The organism is Streptomyces alboniger, assembly GCF_008704395.1.
Taxonomy (GTDB): Bacteria; Actinomycetota; Actinomycetes; order Streptomycetales; family Streptomycetaceae; genus Streptomyces; species Streptomyces alboniger.
The window spans coordinates 2,340,558-2,355,557 of record NZ_CP023695.1 but is presented as its reverse complement, the minus strand read 5'-3'; the positions used below and the strand labels follow the sequence as shown (position 1 = coordinate 2,355,557).

Genomic DNA, 15,000 nt, shown 5'->3' with positions numbered 1-15,000 from the left:
CGAATCACCTGATCCGGGCCCTACACCTCGCCTACCTGCCGGTAGATTCAAAGCTCGTCCAGCGATCAAGTCTGTAACTTGTTCTAGATTACCGTCCCGGCGTAACCTCGCGGACAACTGCACGGAGAAGGGGGCCGAGAGTGACCGCTGAGGCCATGGAGGCGGGCCCCCGGAAGGGCGCCGACGCCGACGGCGACCGTCCGTTGCGCATCGCCCTCCTCACGTACAAAGGGAACCCGTTCTGCGGGGGACAGGGCGTCTACGTCCGGCATCTCTCGCGCGAGCTGGCCCGGCTCGGCCACAGCGTCGAGGTGATCGGCGCCCAGCCCTACCCCGTACTCGACGAGGGCGAGGGCCTGGAGGGCCTCAGGCTCACCGAGCTGCCGAGCCTGGACCTCTACCGCTCGCCCGATCCCTTCCGCACCCCCCGGCGCGACGAGTTCCGCGACTGGGTCGACGCCCTCGAAGTGGCGACCATGTGGACCGGAGGCTTCCCGGAGCCCGCCACGTTCAGCCTGCGCGCCCGGCGCCATCTGCGGGCGCGGCGCGGCGAGTTCGACGTCATCCACGACAACCAGACGCTCGGGTACGGCCTGTTGGGCGACCTCGGCGCCCCCCTGGTCACCACGATCCACCACCCCATCACCGTCGACCGGCGCCTGGAGCTGGACGCCGCGCCCGACTTCAAGCGCCGCATGTCCGTCCGCCGCTGGTACGCGTTCACGCGCATGCAAAAGCGCGTGGCGCGCCGTCTCCCGTCGGTCCTGACCGTCTCCGGCACATCCCGCCAGGAGATCATCGACCACCTCGGGGTGCGCGAGGACCGCATCGACGTAGTCCACATCGGCGCCGACACCGGCCTCTTCTCGCCGGACCCCGCCGTGCCCGAGGTGCCGGGCCGGATCGTGACGACGTCCAGCGCCGACGTACCGCTCAAGGGCCTGGTCCACCTCGTCGAGGCGCTGGCCAAGGTGCGCACCGAGCACCCCGGCGCCCATCTCGTCGTCGTCGGCAAGCCCGCCGAGGACGGGCCCGTCGCGCAGGCCATCGAGCGCTACGGCCTCGAAGGCTGCGTCGAGTTCGTCAAGGGCATCACCGACGCCGAGCTGGTCGACCTCGTCCGCTCGGCGCAGATCGCCTGCGTCCCCTCGCTGTACGAAGGGTTCTCCCTGCCCGCCGCGGAGGCGATGGCCACCGGCACGCCGCTCCTCGCCACCACCGGCGGAGCCATCCCGGAGGTCGCGGGCCCCGACGGCGAGACCTGCCTCGCGGTGCCCCCGGGCGACGCGGGCGCGCTGGCGCTCGGCCTCAAGCGGCTGCTCGGCGACCGCGAGCTGCGGGCCCGCCTCGGCCACGCCGGCCGTGAGCGGGTGCTGAGGAAGTTCACCTGGGCGCAGGCCGCCAAGGGAACCGCGGAACGCTACCGCCAGGCCATGAGCCGCCCCGCCGCCACGAACCCCGGCCGCCCCGCGGCCACTCCGACGTACTCCGGGAGCCCTCGCTGATGCTGACCGTCGACTTCACCCGCTTCCCGCTCGCCGCGGGCGACCGCGTCCTCGATCTGGGGTGCGGCGCGGGCCGGCACGCCTTCGAGTGCTACCGGCGCGGCGCCCAGGTGGTGGCCCTCGACCAGAACGCCGAGGAGATCCGCGAGGTCGCCAAGTGGTTCGCCGCGATGAAGGAGGCGGGCGAGGCACCGGCGGGGGCGACGGCCACCGCCATGGAGGGCGACGCGCTCAACCTCCCCTTCCCCGACGAGTCGTTCGACGTGGTGATCATCTCCGAGGTCATGGAGCACATCCCCGACGACAAGGGCGTCCTCGCCGAGATGGTGCGGGTGCTCAAGCCGGGCGGGCGCATCGCGGTGACCGTCCCGCGCTACGGCCCGGAGAAGGTCTGCTGGGCCCTCTCCGACGCCTACCACGAGGTCGAGGGCGGCCACATCCGCATCTACAAGGCCGACGAACTCCTCGCCAGGATGCGGGAGTCGGGCCTCAAGCCGTACGGCACGCACCACGCCCACGCGCTGCACGCCCCGTACTGGTGGCTGAAGTGCGCCTTCGGCGTCGACAACGACAAGGCGCTGCCGGTGCGCGCGTACCACAAGCTCCTCGTCTGGGACATCATGAAGAAGCCCCTCGCGACCCGGCTGGCCGAGCAGCTCCTCAACCCCGTCGTCGGCAAGAGCTTCGTGGCGTACGCGACCAAGCCGCACCTCCCCAAGGCCGCGGCCGGTGCCGACGCCGCCGCGGTGGCCGCCAAGTGACGAGCCCGGAGCGTACCGAACACCTCGTCCTGCCCGGCGTCCTGACGGCCGATCAGGCGACGGCGACCGTACGGGGCATCCTCGCCGTCCAGCGCGAGGACGGCGCCATCCCGTGGTTCCGCGGCCACCATCTCGACCCCTGGGACCACACCGAGGCCGCCATGGCCCTGGACGCGGCGGGCGAGCACGCGGCGGCCGAGCGCGCCTACGACTGGCTGGCCCGCCACCAGAACCCGGACGGCTCCTGGTACGCGGCGTACGCCGACGGCGACCCGCACGACGTCACCGACCACGGCCGCGAGACCAACTTCTGCGCCTACATCGCGGTCGGCGTCTGGCACCACTACCTCGCGACCGGCGACGAGGCGTTCCTCGACCGTATGTGGCCCGTCGTGGTCGCCGCCGTCGAGTTCGTCCTCGGGCTCCAGCAGCCCGGCGGGCAGATCGGCTGGAAGCGCGAGGCCGACGGCACCCCCGTCACCGACGCCCTGCTCACCGGCTCCTCCTCGATCCACCAGGCGCTGCGCTGCGCCCTGGCCGTCGCCGAGCAGCGCGAGGAGCCGCAGCCCGACTGGGAGCTGGCGGCCGGCGCCCTCGCGCACGCGATCCGCCGCCACCCCGAGCGCTTCCTCGACAAGGGCCGCTACTCGATGGACTGGTACTACCCGGTCCTGGGCGGCGCGCTGACCGGCGAGGAGGCCAAGGCCCGCATGGAGGAGGGCTGGGAGCGCTTCGTGGTGCCGGACCTCGGCGTGCGCTGTGTCGACCCGAACCCCTGGGTCACCGGCGGAGAAAGCGCCGAACTCGCCCTTGCCCTGTGGGTGCTGGGCGAGTCGGACCACGCCCTGAAGATCCTCCAGTCCATCCAGCACCTGCGCGACCCGAAGAGCGGCCTGTACTGGACGGGTTACGTCTTCGACGACAAGGCGATCTGGCCCGAGGAGCTGACCACCTGGACGGCGGGGTCGCTGCTGCTGGCCGTGGCTGCGCTCGGCGGCGACGAGGCGACCTGCGCGGTCTTCTCCGGCGAGCGGCTGCCGCGGGGGCTCGATCCGTCTTGCTGCGGGTGACGCTCCGCCGGGGTGGGGGTTCACCTGCGGGCCGGATGGGGCTGGGCGCGCAGTTCCCCGCGCCCCTTCGGGACGCTTCCCCTCGGGGCGCTTCCTTTGGGGCGTTGCTCAGTAGCGGCGTAGGCGGCCCGCTATCGCGTGGCCTACCAGGAGATACACGACCGCCGCGAGGCCGTAGCCCGCGACGACCCTGGCCCACTTCTCGTCGAAGGTGAACAGGTCGTGCGACCAGCCGGCCAACCAGCGGGCCACGTCGTGGATGAACTGGACGAGGTCGTTGGCGCGGTTCGCGTCCAGCAGGTACATCAGGATCCACAGGCCGAGTATGGCGGCCATGATGTCGGCGACGAGCGCGATGACCCGTGCCGCTGTGCTGCCGTGGGAGTGCCGCGTGGGAGACATGGTGGCCGGGTACCGGGGCGTGCCCCGTTCGAAACCCGTTCGGGTCCGCCCCGCTGGCGGCGCCCCGCGCCCGGGGTGAGGCTGCCTGGAGGACCGCTCACCTCTGGAGGCCGCTGCCGTGCCAAGCCCCGTACCCGTCCGCCGTGCCGGAGTGTCCCTCGCCCTGTGCTGCACCCTGCTCGTCGGCGGGACGGCCTGCGGCAGCGACGACAAGGACACCAGGGCGGCCGCGCCCTCGGCCACCAGCAGCGCCGAGAAGCAGAAGTTCGCCAAGACCCGGTTCGTCGCCAACGCGGGCCTTGCCGCGGGGGCTACCTACCAGTGGATCGTGAAGCCGTTCCGCGCGGGCAAGTTCAAGAAGGGCGCGGACGGCCGGACCCTCGCCCTCGTCAAGGCGGGCCTCGCGGGAGCGTTCACGTACAACAGGCTGAAGGCGGCGACGAAGAACGCGCAGGGCGACCCGGCCCTCGCCAAGGCGGTGGCCCCGCTGACGGCCGGCATCGACGCCCTGAAGGACCTGCCGTCCAAGCTCCGCAAGGGCGAGTCGACGGACTCCATCGTCAACTCCTTCGACGGCGTCATCAACTCCGTGAAGGACGCGGGCAAGGGCGCGGGCGCCGAGGTCAAGGACAAGGTGCCGTCGGCCGGGGAGCTGAGCAAGGGCTAGGCGCCGCCTAGGAGTTGAGGTCGGCCAGGATGCGCAGGGTGTGCGGGTCCGGGGCCAGTACCAGGAGGTCCGTGACCGGGCCCGCGCGCCACAGCTCAAGGCGCTCCGCGATCCGTGCGCGGGGCCCCACCAGGGAGATCTCGTCCGCGAAGGCGTCGGGGACGGCGCGCACGGCGTCCTCCCCGCGCCCCGCGAGGAACAGTTCCTGGACGCGCCGGGCCTCCTCCTCGTATCCCATGCGGGCCATCAGGTCGGCGTGGAAGTTGCGGGTGGAGTGCCCCATGCCGCCGATGTAGAAGCCGAGCATGGCCTTGACGGGCAGCAGGCCCTCGGTGACGTCGTCGCAGACCCTGGCCCGGACCATGGGCGCGACCAGGAAGCGCTCGGGGGCGTCGGTGAGCGATGCCTCGTATACGTCCGTCCGCGTCGGCGACCAGTACAGCGGCAGCCAGCCGTCCGCGATCCGGGCCGTCTGCGCGATGTTCTTGGGCCCCTCCGCGCCGAGCAGGACGGGCAGGTCGGCGCGGAGCGGGTGGGTGATCGGCTTGAGCGCCTTGCCGAGTCCGGTGCCGTCCGCGCCCCGGTAGGGGTGGGTGTGGAAGCGGCCGTCCAGTTCCACCGGGCCCTCGCGGCGCAGCACTTGGCGGATCACCTCGACGTACTCCCGCGTCGCGGTCAGCGGCGACTTCGGGAACGGCCGCCCGTACCAGCCCTCCACCACCTGCGGTCCGGACAGACCGAGGCCGAGCATCATCCGGCCGCCGGACAGGTGGTCGAGCGTGAGCGCGTGCATGGCCGTGGTGACCGGGGAGCGCGCCGCCATCTGCGCCACGGCCGTGCCGAGCCCGATCCGCGAGGTCCGGGCCGCGATCCAGGTCAGCGGGGTGAAGGCGTCCGACCCCCAGGCCTCGGCGGTCCACACCGAGTCGTAGCCGAGCCGCTCGGCCTCCTGGGCGAGGGCGACGTGCCCGGGGTCGGGGCCGCGCCCCCAGTAGCCGAGTGCGAGCCCGAGCCGCATACGTCCTCCCGGTGCAGAAAGCCTGACGGTACGTCAGCTGGCCGTCGGGACTGTACGACAACGGCCCCCCGCCTGGAAGGGCGAGGGGCCGCGAAGTGCCTGAGGGGTCAGCCTCGCTGGATCCCCGTGGTGTCCTGAAGGACGCCGCGACGGCCGTCCTGCGTCTGGGCCACCAGGCTCTGGCCGCGCTGCTCGACGGCCAGGTACCAGGTACCGGGCGCCAGCTCGGCGATCGGCGTGGGCGAGCCGTCCTCCGCGTACAGCGGACGCGGCACCGGCACGGCGAACCAGAACGGCGAGAAGTCGCCGGACGCCTGCGCCTGCGCGGGCGGCGGGGTCTGCCCGCCCTGCGGCTGCGGCTGGCCGCCGAAGGACTGCCCCTGCGGCTGACCGGGCTGGCCGCCGTAGGGAGCGCCCGGCTGCGGCTGGCCCGCACCGGCGCCCGGGTAGCCGTAACCACCCTGCGGCTGTCCGCCGTAGGGCTGCGGGGCGGCCGGACGCGGGGCGCCCATGAGCGGGGCCTTCAGGGCCGGGACGAGCTGCGTGGCCACCGCGGCGGCGGCGAGCACGAGCGCGCCGATCAGGCCGAGGATGAGGCCGACACCGGCGTCGGGGGACTCGCTGTTGCCGACACCGGCACCGACGAGATCGATCAGGAAGCCGTACGACTGGTCGGTGTCGAAGATCGCGCCGAGCGAGCTGAGTGCGGAGGCGATGGTGAACGCCACACCGAGCTGGCCGAGGTCGAGACCCGCGACCTTCCGCTGCTGCGGCATCGCGCGGCCCACGACGATGAGCGCCGCACCGATGATGCCCAGCAGATACACACTGATCAGCAGGTTGCCGTTTTCCCAGGCGTTGGGCAGCTTGTCACTGTCGCCGCCGTCGGGGTCCAGCGTATTGAGGAACGAGGCGATGAAGAGCAACACCGCTGCTCCGATCACCACGCCGTCGCCTCGAGTGAGGGAGCGGAAATTCACTTCAGGTCCTTCGTCAGTCGTCTCGTCAGTGGAGGCGTCGCTGTCGCCGTAGTCGCGTTCGTGTCGCGGTGCGCGAAGCGCGGGGGTGGCCCCTCATCGTAGGGAGGACAATATCGTCCGTACACAGGGGGTGTCTGCTCGGGATAAAGACGTGCACGTGTTAGTTCGAGGACGTTCACGCGCTAGCCCCGCAGGAATCCTCCGATTCCGTTGGAAATGCCCTGCGCCGCCTTCTGCCGCCACTCGCCGCTCTTCAGGAGCGCCGCGTCCTTCGCGTCCCGCATGTTGCCGCACTCGATGAACACCTTGGGAACGGTGGACAGATTGAGGCCGCCGAGGTCGCTGCGGGTGTCCAGGCCGGTGCCGCCGCCGACGTAGTTGGAGGGGGCGCTGCCGGTCGCGCTCACGAAGGCTCCCGCGATGCGCTCGCCCAGCTCCTTGGAGGGGGCGACGATCGCGGAGGTGTCCGCGGCGCCGCCCTTCACCTTCGCGGGCAGGATCACGTGGTAGCCGCGGTTGCCCGCGCCCGAGCCGTCCGCGTGGATGGAGACCACCGCGTCCGCGCGGGCTTCGTTGCCGATTCGGGCGCGCTCGTCCACGCACGGGCCCCAGGGCCGGTCGCCGTCCTGGGTGAACTTGACCGTGGCGCCCTGCTGGAGGAGCAGCGTGCGCAGCTTGCGGGCGACGTCCAGAGTGAACTTCGCCTCGGTGTAGCCGTCGTTGGTCGACGTGCCGGTGGTGTCGCACTCCTTGTGGTTCGTCCCGATGTCGACCTTGCGGTTGATCTCGGTGGCGTGCTGGAAGTTGCCCGGGTTGTGGCCGGGGTCGACGACGACGACCTTGCCCTTGAGGGGGCCGTCCGGGGCGGGGTCGGGGACCGACGGCTTCGTACTCGAATCGTTGTCGTCGCCCTTCCCGCCCCCGCCCTTCTTGTCGCCCTTGCCGTCCTTGTCGCCGTCCTTCCCCTCACCCGATGCCGAGGGGGAGGGCGGACCGGCCTCGGAGGGCGTGGTCCGTTCGGCGGACGCGCTCGGGGACGACGGCAGGGATCTCGCCGCTTCGCCGCCGTCGGGGCCGCTGGTCGACTGATAGACGAGCCAGCCCGCCAGACAGGTCGGCACCAGCGCGGCCACCATCACCGTCAGCGGACGGCCGAGCCCGCGCCTGGGCGGCGGCTGGGAGGGATCGAATTCCGGACCTACGTACGACACGAGGGCGAGCCTATAGGCGAGGTCAGATCCCCGCTCCCGTTCGCCGCAGCACGCGCAGCGAGTCCACCGCCGAGACCTCGGTGAACGCACCGGACGCCAGGGCCCTGAGATAGACGCGGTACGGCGCCTGGCCGGTCATGATGTCGACCGGGTCGGGGAACACGTCGTGGATGACGAGCAGCCCGCCCTCGGCGACGTGCGGCGCCCAGCCCTCGTAGTCGGCGGTGGCGTGTTCGTCCGTGTGGCCCCCGTCGATGAAGACCAGGCCGAGCGACCCGCCCCACACCTTCGCCACCTGCGGCGAGCGGCCGACGACCGCGATCACGTGCTCCTCCAGACCCGCGCGGTGCAGGGTGCGGCGGAAGGCGGGGAGCGTGTCCATCAGACCGACCTCGGGATCGACCGTTCGGGGGTCGTGGTACTCCCAGCCGGGCTGCTGCTCCTCGCTGCCGCGGTGGTGGTCGACGGTGATCGCGCTGACCCCGGCCTGCCGGGCCGCGTCGGCGAGCAGGATCGTGGAGCGCCCGCAGTAGGTGCCGACCTCCAGGAGCGGCAGGCCGAGCGCGGCGGCCCGGGTCGCCGCCGCGTACAGCGCGAGACCCTCACCGCGCGGCATGAAGCCCTCGGCGGCCTCGAACGCGGCGAGAATCTCCGGCCGGGGCTCGGTCTTGGGCTCGGCGGCCATGGGTTCCTCCAGGTCGTACGCAGGTATGGGCGCCCATGATGCACGCCACCCCCGCCACTGGAGTGACGGGGGTGGCGTGGGAGGCCGGGGCGTCAGGCCGGTACGTCGCTGCCGTCGGGCGAGCCCGACAGGGCCAGGTCGACCTGGACCGGCCGCTCGTCCCCGTGGTGGGCCGCCGCCGAGGCGCGCGGCGCGTGGCCCGCCGCGGTGGCCGCGAGGACGTAGGAGCCGCCGGCCGGGACGGCGAGGGCGTAGCGGCCCTCGTCGTCGGTGAGGGCCGCGCCCGCCTGCTTGCCGCGATGGTCGATCAGCGTCACCTTCGCGCGGGCCAGCGGGGCGCCGTCCGCGCTGTGCACGCGCCCCCGGAAGGCCGCGAGGGCCCGGGTCGCGCGCTCCAGGTTGGCGTCCTCCTCGCTGCTGGCGCGCAGCTGCGTGGTGGTGGAGCGGCGCGCGGAGGGCAGCAGCAGGGCGAAGAGCAGGCCGATGGCGACCGCGCCCGTGGCGATCAGGAAGGAGACGCGGAAGCCGTGCATGGTGGGCACGGCGACGCCGCCGACGTGGTCCGCGGTGTTGGCGAGGACCATGCCGATCACCGCGGACGACACCGAGGTGCCGATGGAGCGCATCAGGGTGTTGAGGCCGTTGGCCGCCCCCGTCTCGGACGGGTCGACCGAGCCGATGATGAGCGCGGGCAGCGAGGAGTAGGCGAGGCCGATGCCCGCGCCGAGAACCACCGAGATCACGATGGTCTGCCAGGCGGCGCTCATCAGGCCGAGGCCCGCGCCGTAGCCGATCGCGATGATCAGCATGCCGAGGATGAGGGTGGTCTTCGGGCCGTACTTCGCCGAGAGCCGGGCGTAGACGGGGGCGGTGAACATCATCGTCAGGCCGAGCGGCATCACGCACAGACCCGCGACGACCATGGACTGGCCGAGGCCGTAACCGGTGGCGGACGGCAGCTGGAGCAGCTGCGGCAGGACGAGCGAGACGGCGTAGAAGGCGACGCCGACCATGATCGAGGCGAGGTTGGTGAAGAGCACCGAGCGGCGGGCCGTGGTGCGCAGGTCCACCAGCGGCGCCTGCACGCGCAGCTCCATCACGCCCCACAGGACCAGGACGACGGCCGCGGCGGCGAACAGGCCGAGCGTGGTGCCCGAGGTCCAGCCCCAGTCGCTGCCCTTGGTGATCGGCAGCAGGAAGAGCACGAGTCCCGCGGAGAGGCCGATCGCGCCGAGCACGTCGAAGGTGCCCTGGGCGCGCATCGGGCTCTCCGGTACGAAGACGACGGTGAGCGCCATCGCGAGGACGCCGAGGCCCGCCGCGCCGAAGAACAGGGCGTGCCAGTCGGCGTGTTGCGCGGTGAGCGCGGCGAGCGGCAGCGCGAGTCCGCCGCCGACGCCGATGGAGGAACTCATCAGGGCCATCGCGGAGCCGAGCTTCTCGCGGGGCAGCTGGTCGCGCATGAGCCCGATGCCGAGCGGGATGGCGCCCATGGCGAAGCCCTGGAGCGCGCGGCCCGCGATCATCACCAGCAGATTGTCGGTGAAACCGCAGATCAGCGATCCGACGACCATGACGGCGAGGCTGGCGAGCAGCATCCTGCGCTTGCCGAAGAGGTCACCGAGGCGGCCCATGATCGGCGTGGAGACGGCACCGGCGAGCAGGGTCGATGTCATGACCCAGGTGGCGTTCGAGGGCGCGGTGTCCAGCAGGGCCGGCAGGTCCTTGATGACCGGCACGAGCAGGGTCTGCATCACCGCGACGACGATGCCGGAGAAGGCGAGTACGGGGACGACTCCGCGTATGCCGCGTGGATGGGTCGTCGTCATCGACATTGCGTGGGGCCTCCGGGGCGGAACTCGGGCTCGGCGGGAGCGCGGGTGGTCGGCAGGGGTACGTGTAGCTCGAACCGGTTTCCCGGGGCGACTATTCCGACGGATGTCGTACGAGGGGAAGCCTTGACCCTCTATTGACCCGCACATCACTCCCGATGGGCGCCCGCCGCCGAGGGCGCCCCGACTCGGCCGGTATCTGACCTACCGTCAGAGTGGAACACGTTCTACTCTGACGCGGTCCCGGCAGTTGCCACCGGCGTGGAGGGGTAAGGGGTGGGCGCGTCATGAGGAGCTATGTCGTCGGCGTCGGAATGACCAGGTTCGAGAAGCCCGAGACGCGGGAGTGGCAGTACTGGGACATGGCGAAGGAGGCGGGCGGCAAGGCCCTTGAGGACGCCGGGATCTCGTACGACCAGGTCGAGCAGGTGCCCGTCGGCTACTGCTTCCAGGCCTCGGCGGCCGGGCAGCGCGCCGTCTACGAACTGGGCCTGACCGGCGTCCCCGTCTACAACGTCAACAACAACTGCGCGACCGGCGCGACCGCGCTGATGATGGCGCGGCAGTTCGTCGAGGGCGGCCTGAGCGACTGCGTGCTGGCGCTCGGCTTCGAGAAGATGGCGCGCGGCTCGCTGGGGGGCGTCGGTGGGGGCCGGGGCGGTGGCACGGGTGACTTCGCGGTGTCTCCCGTGGCCCGCCACTACGGGATCATGGCCGCGCGGCACGGCTTCGAGACGACCCCGCCCACCGCGCAGATCTTCGGCAACGCGGCGCGCGAGCACATGGAGAAGTACGGCACGACCGAGGCACAGCTCGCGGCGGTCGGCGCCAAGAACCACCGGCACTCGGTGAACAACCCGTACGCCCAGTTCCAGGACGCGTACACGGTCGACGAGATCCTCGCGGCCAGGACGGTCCACCGCCCGCTCACCAAGCTCCAGTGCTCCCCGACGTCGGACGGCTCGGCGGCGGCGGTCGTGGTCTCCGAGCGGTTCGTGGAGCGGCACGGCCTCGCGGCGCGGGCCGTGGAGATCGTGGCCCAGGCCATGGCCACGGACACCGATGAGTCCTTCGCCTCCGGATCGTGCGTCGACGCGGTCGGCGTGCCGATGTCGCGGGAGGCGGCGCGCCGGGCGTACGAGCGGTCGGGGCTCGGCATCGAGGATGTGGACGTCGTCGAGCTGCACGACTGCTTCTCCATCAACGAACTCCTGACGTACGAGGCGCTCGGCATGTGCGCGCCCGGCGAGTCCGGCAAGCTCGTCGAGAGCGGCGCGACGACGTACGGCGGCCGCTGGGTGGTGAACCCCTCCGGCGGCCTCATCTCCAAGGGACACCCGCTCGGTGCGACCGGCATCGCGCAGATCGCGGAACTGACCTGGCAGCTGCGCGGCGAGGCGGGAGCGCGGCAGGTCGAGGGGGCCGGGGTGGGCCTCGCGCACAACATCGGACTGGGTGGAGCGGCGGTGGTGACGCTCCTTCGCGGGTAGCGGAGCGGGACGCCCACGCCTCCGCTCACGGGGTGTCCGACTTACGGAGTGTCCGGATTACGGGCTGTTCGACCTAGGTCTGCCGGACGAGGACAGGGGGAGCGAATTCCCGATGCACCTTTCGAGTTCCGCTTGAGAGGATGCCCGTCATGGTCCAGACGCCCTCCACCGCTTACACCCCCGACTCCACCACCGCCCCGCCGAAGAAATCCATACCGGTGTGGGCGGTCCTCCTGACCGCCTGCGCCGGCCAGTTCCTGGTCGTCCTCGACGTCTCGGTGGTGAACACCGCGCTGCCGTCGATGCGGTCCGACCTCGGCATGAGCGCCATCGGACTGCAGTGGGTCGTCAACGCCTACTCCATCGCCTTCGCCGGGTTCATGCTGCTCGGCGGCCGCGCGGGCGACCTCTTCGGGCGCAAGCGGATGTTCCTGCTCGGGCTCGGCCTCTTCACCGCGGCCTCGCTCGGCGGCGGGCTCGCGCAGGCCGAGTGGCAGCTCCTCGCGGCGCGGGCCGTCCAGGGCCTCGGCGCCGCGGTCCTCGCGCCCTCGACGCTGACGATCCTCACCTCGGCGGTGCCGGAAGGCCCGGCGCGGATACGGGCGATCGGCATCTGGTCCGCGGTCGGCGCGGGCGGCGGCGCGGCGGGCGGCCTGGTCGGCGGCGCCCTCACCGACCTGCTCTCCTGGCGCTGGGTGCTCCTCATCAACGTACCGATCGGCGCCCTGGTGATCTTCGCGGGCGTGGCCTGGCTGACCGAGAGCAGGGCGGGGCAGGCGCGCCGCCTCGACGTGCCGGGCGCGGTCCTCGTCACGGCCGGGCTCGCCACCCTCGCGTACGGGATCGTGCAGACCGAGGAGAAGGGCTGGACGGCGGCCGCGACCCTGGTGCCGCTCGCGGCCGGGCTGGCGCTGCTCGCGGCCTTCCTCGTGGTGGAGGCGCGCACGAGGGTGCCGCTGATGCCGCTGAAGCTGTTCAAGGTGCGTTCGGTGTCGGCCGCGAACGCCGCGATGTTCGTGTGCGGCGGCGGCATGTTCGCCATGTGGATGTTCATGACGCTGTACGCCCAGAACGTCCTCGGCTACTCCCCGCTGAAGGCGGGCCTCGCCCTCATACCGTCCTCCCTCACCATCGTCCTCGGCTCGATGCTGGCGCCGCGCGTGATGCCGGTGCTCGGCGCGAAGAACGTCTCCGTACTCGGCATCGTGGTGGCCGCTGCGGGCTTCGGCTGGCAGTCGACGATGACGGTCGACGGGGCGTACGTCACCACGATCATGCTGCCCGGCATCGTGATGATGTTCGGCGCGGGCCTCGCCACGACCCCGCTCGCCTCGCTCGCCACGTCGGGCGCGCAGCCCGGAGACGCCGGGCTCGTCTCGGGCCTGGTCAACACCTCCCGCACGATGGGCGGCGCGCTCGGCCTCGCGGTGCTCTCCACGGTGGCGGCGGCGCGGATGGACGGCTCGACGTCACGGCAGGCGCTGACCGACGGCTACGCGATGGCGTTCCGCACGAGCGGGTTCATCCTGCTGGCGGGTGTGGTGGTGCTGCTCCTGTGGATGCCGCGGCAGCGGGTCTCCGCCCAGGATTGAGGGGGAGCGGGTCACAGCCAGCCCTGCTGCCGTGCCTCCCGCACCGCCTCCATCCGGTTCCGCGTCCCCGTCTTGCCGATCGCGGCGGACAGGCAGTTCCGCACGGCCGACTCCGACAGACGCAGCCTGCCCGCGATGTCGGCGACCGTGGCACCGTCCACGGAGGCCTTGAGGACGTCCGCCTCGCGGCCGGTCAGGGGGCTCGGCCCCGCGCTCGGCGCGGACGCGGCGAGCGCGGGGTCGATCACCGTCTCGCCCCGCAGCGCCCGCCGGACCGCCTCGGCAAGCTCCTCGACGGGCCCGTCCTTGACCAGGAAGCCGACCGCGCCCGCCTCCATGGCACGGCGCAGGTAGCCGGGCCTGCCGGAGGTGGTGAGGATGAGGACCCGGCAGTCGGGGCACTCCTCGCGCAGGTCGGCGGCGACGTCCAGGCCGCTGCGGCCGGGCAGTTCGACGTCGAGCAGCGCCACGTCGGGACGGTGGGTCAGGGCCGCGGCCACGATCTCGTCGCCCGCGCCGGCCTGCGCGACGACCTCGATGTCCGGCTCCATCCCGAGCAGCAGGGCGAGCGCGCCCCGCGTCATGCCCTGGTCCTCGGCGAGGAGAACTCGTACAGATCGTACAGGGCGGTAGTCCTGCGGCATCTCGTCCATGTACGGAGAGTACGGGCATAGTTGCTGGTCAGCGCAGCGGAAAGCCCCACCCGGTGCGCGTGTTCAGGGCACGCGAAGGGGGCCGTTCCGGGGCCGCTGTCGCTCCGTATGTACCGGACGGCCACCGGGGCGGTTGGTTCCGGGCAGCCGGGGGCTGAGGGAGGGGGGGGCGGGGTCTGCGGGGCATGGGTACCTCCAACAAGGGCGGGGAGCGTGCCGAGCCGCACCCCTGTCAAGGACTTCCGCATGATTGATGTGAGCTCTTCCTGAGCTTTGGAGGGCGTGGCGCAAGCCTCTGGCCAGGAAGGACACCCCCGGGGACACCCAAGCTGGATCACCGGCCGACTCCGCAACTCGAACTCCGCCGCGACGGGCTGCACTTGACCATTCAGCGGGTCCCCGGGTGGCTGGTGGCAGCTCTCGCCACGGCCACGGGAAGCGGGCTCCGCGAGGGCGAGCCAGCCGCACCGTGCACCACCATCCCGCACCCTCTTGCCTATGGCGCTCTCGAATGGGCTAACAGCTATGACGTGCCCGTGCGCGCCTCAGGTGCCTGTATCAGCCTGGAAGCGTCCACTTAGCCCCAGAGGAGGAGCGCTGTCATGGGCATCGAAGACGGAATTGGCAAGGCTGCCGAGCAGGCCAAGAAGGTCGTCACCGGTGAGGACCAGGACGAGCAGAACAACGAGGACAACAACACAGACGACTCGGGTGACGCGAACATGGAATACGAGCGCGACGACAAAGTCTGAGCAGGATCCTCAACGGCTTCCGTTCGACTGCGTACCGCGCCCACACCCGGAGCGCAGGGCTTGATGCCATCAACTTCAGGTAGGGGGCGGCCCCTTTCCATGCCTTCGCCGGGTCCTTCAGTGACATGGGCAGGAAGGGGATGTGGGCCCTCCCGACGGTGCCGAACCTTGCTGCGGTGTAGTGATTTCGCGACCGTATGAGTGTCATGCGGGCCGCCCAACGTTCGGACACGGCCACCGTGATCGGGTCGTCATCACCGGCAGACCTGACGTCCTGTCAGGAGCCTTCACAACTCCCCGGGGCTCGGCTATACATGGGACGCCGGACTGGAACGCGTTCTAGAACGGCCCTGTCGCGACCTCGGTGCGGTCGACGGTGCGG

The 15,000-nt window shown here is 71.6% G+C and carries 14 protein-coding genes; 7 read left to right on the top strand and 7 right to left on the bottom strand.

Annotation, left to right across the window (positions count from 1 at the left end; translation table 11 throughout):
• Nucleotides 1-140: 140 nt before the first annotated feature.
• The 3 genes from CP975_RS10345 to CP975_RS10335 are packed head-to-tail and all read left to right on the top strand — an operon-like array spanning nt 141 to nt 3,336.
• Entirely contained in the window at nt 141-1,505 is a 1,365-nt protein-coding gene (locus CP975_RS10345; RefSeq protein ID WP_055529918.1) for a glycosyltransferase family 4 protein, read from the top strand.
• Nucleotides 1,505-2,266: a class I SAM-dependent methyltransferase gene (locus tag CP975_RS10340; RefSeq protein WP_055529920.1), complete on the top strand. Its 762-nt coding sequence runs from the start codon at nt 1,505-1,507 to the stop codon at nt 2,264-2,266. The genes CP975_RS10345 and CP975_RS10340 overlap by 1 nt, the downstream gene beginning before the upstream one ends.
• Nucleotides 2,263-3,336, top strand: coding sequence for a prenyltransferase/squalene oxidase repeat-containing protein (locus tag CP975_RS10335; RefSeq protein WP_055529922.1), 1,074 nt, complete (start codon nt 2,263-2,265; stop codon nt 3,334-3,336). Before CP975_RS10340 ends, CP975_RS10335 begins: the two co-directional genes overlap by 4 nt.
• A 108-nt stretch (nt 3,337-3,444) precedes the next feature.
• On the opposite strand, the gene CP975_RS10330 is transcribed toward CP975_RS10335, so the two are convergent.
• Entirely contained in the window at nt 3,445-3,738 is a 294-nt protein-coding gene (locus tag CP975_RS10330) for a hypothetical protein (RefSeq protein ID WP_030777776.1), read from the bottom strand.
• Nucleotides 3,739-3,856: 118 nt separating this feature from the next.
• Here CP975_RS10330 and CP975_RS10325 point away from each other — a divergent pair, with 118 nt between their 5' ends.
• Nucleotides 3,857-4,405, top strand: a complete 549-nt coding sequence (locus tag CP975_RS10325; RefSeq protein WP_055529924.1) for a hypothetical protein — start codon at nt 3,857-3,859, stop codon at nt 4,403-4,405.
• Nucleotides 4,406-4,412: 7 nt separating this feature from the next.
• Here CP975_RS10325 and CP975_RS10320 read toward each other — a convergent pair whose 3' ends face one another.
• From CP975_RS10320 to CP975_RS10300, 5 genes are all read right to left on the bottom strand, one after another.
• The gene (locus CP975_RS10320) at nt 4,413-5,423 is read right to left on the bottom strand and encodes an LLM class F420-dependent oxidoreductase (RefSeq protein ID WP_055529926.1); all 1,011 of its coding nucleotides are present in this window, start codon (nt 5,421-5,423) and stop codon (nt 4,413-4,415) included.
• A gap of 107 nt (nt 5,424-5,530) precedes the next feature.
• Nucleotides 5,531-6,403, bottom strand: a complete 873-nt coding sequence (locus CP975_RS10315) for a hypothetical protein (RefSeq protein WP_055529928.1) — start codon at nt 6,401-6,403, stop codon at nt 5,531-5,533.
• 182 nt (nt 6,404-6,585) lie between these two features.
• Nucleotides 6,586-7,614: an N-acetylmuramoyl-L-alanine amidase gene (locus CP975_RS10310; protein WP_150476792.1), complete on the bottom strand. Its 1,029-nt coding sequence runs from the start codon at nt 7,612-7,614 to the stop codon at nt 6,586-6,588.
• A gap of 22 nt (nt 7,615-7,636) precedes the next feature.
• Nucleotides 7,637-8,299 (bottom strand): class I SAM-dependent methyltransferase, encoded by a 663-nt coding sequence (locus CP975_RS10305; RefSeq protein ID WP_055535112.1) that lies wholly within the window; start codon nt 8,297-8,299, stop codon nt 7,637-7,639.
• A gap of 92 nt (nt 8,300-8,391) precedes the next feature.
• Nucleotides 8,392-10,134: an MFS transporter gene (locus CP975_RS10300; RefSeq protein WP_055535110.1), complete on the bottom strand. Its 1,743-nt coding sequence runs from the start codon at nt 10,132-10,134 to the stop codon at nt 8,392-8,394.
• Nucleotides 10,135-10,418: 284 nt separating this feature from the next.
• Between CP975_RS10300 and CP975_RS10295 the strand changes: the two genes are divergently transcribed.
• Together CP975_RS10295 and CP975_RS10290 are read left to right on the top strand one after the other, a co-directional pair.
• Nucleotides 10,419-11,621, top strand: coding sequence for a lipid-transfer protein (locus CP975_RS10295; protein WP_055535107.1), 1,203 nt, complete (start codon nt 10,419-10,421; stop codon nt 11,619-11,621).
• A gap of 149 nt (nt 11,622-11,770) precedes the next feature.
• A complete protein-coding gene (locus tag CP975_RS10290; protein WP_055535114.1) occupies nt 11,771-13,213 on the top strand; it encodes an MFS transporter in 1,443 nt (480 codons plus the stop codon).
• Nucleotides 13,214-13,224: 11 nt separating this feature from the next.
• Here CP975_RS10290 and CP975_RS10285 read toward each other — a convergent pair whose 3' ends face one another.
• Entirely contained in the window at nt 13,225-13,866 is a 642-nt protein-coding gene (locus tag CP975_RS10285; RefSeq protein WP_208835554.1) for a response regulator transcription factor, read from the bottom strand.
• Between the two features lie 602 nt (nt 13,867-14,468).
• Here CP975_RS10285 and CP975_RS34990 point away from each other — a divergent pair.
• Nucleotides 14,469-14,618: a hypothetical protein gene (locus CP975_RS34990; protein WP_167532679.1), complete on the top strand. Its 150-nt coding sequence runs from the start codon at nt 14,469-14,471 to the stop codon at nt 14,616-14,618.
• Nucleotides 14,619-15,000 lie beyond the last annotated feature (382 nt).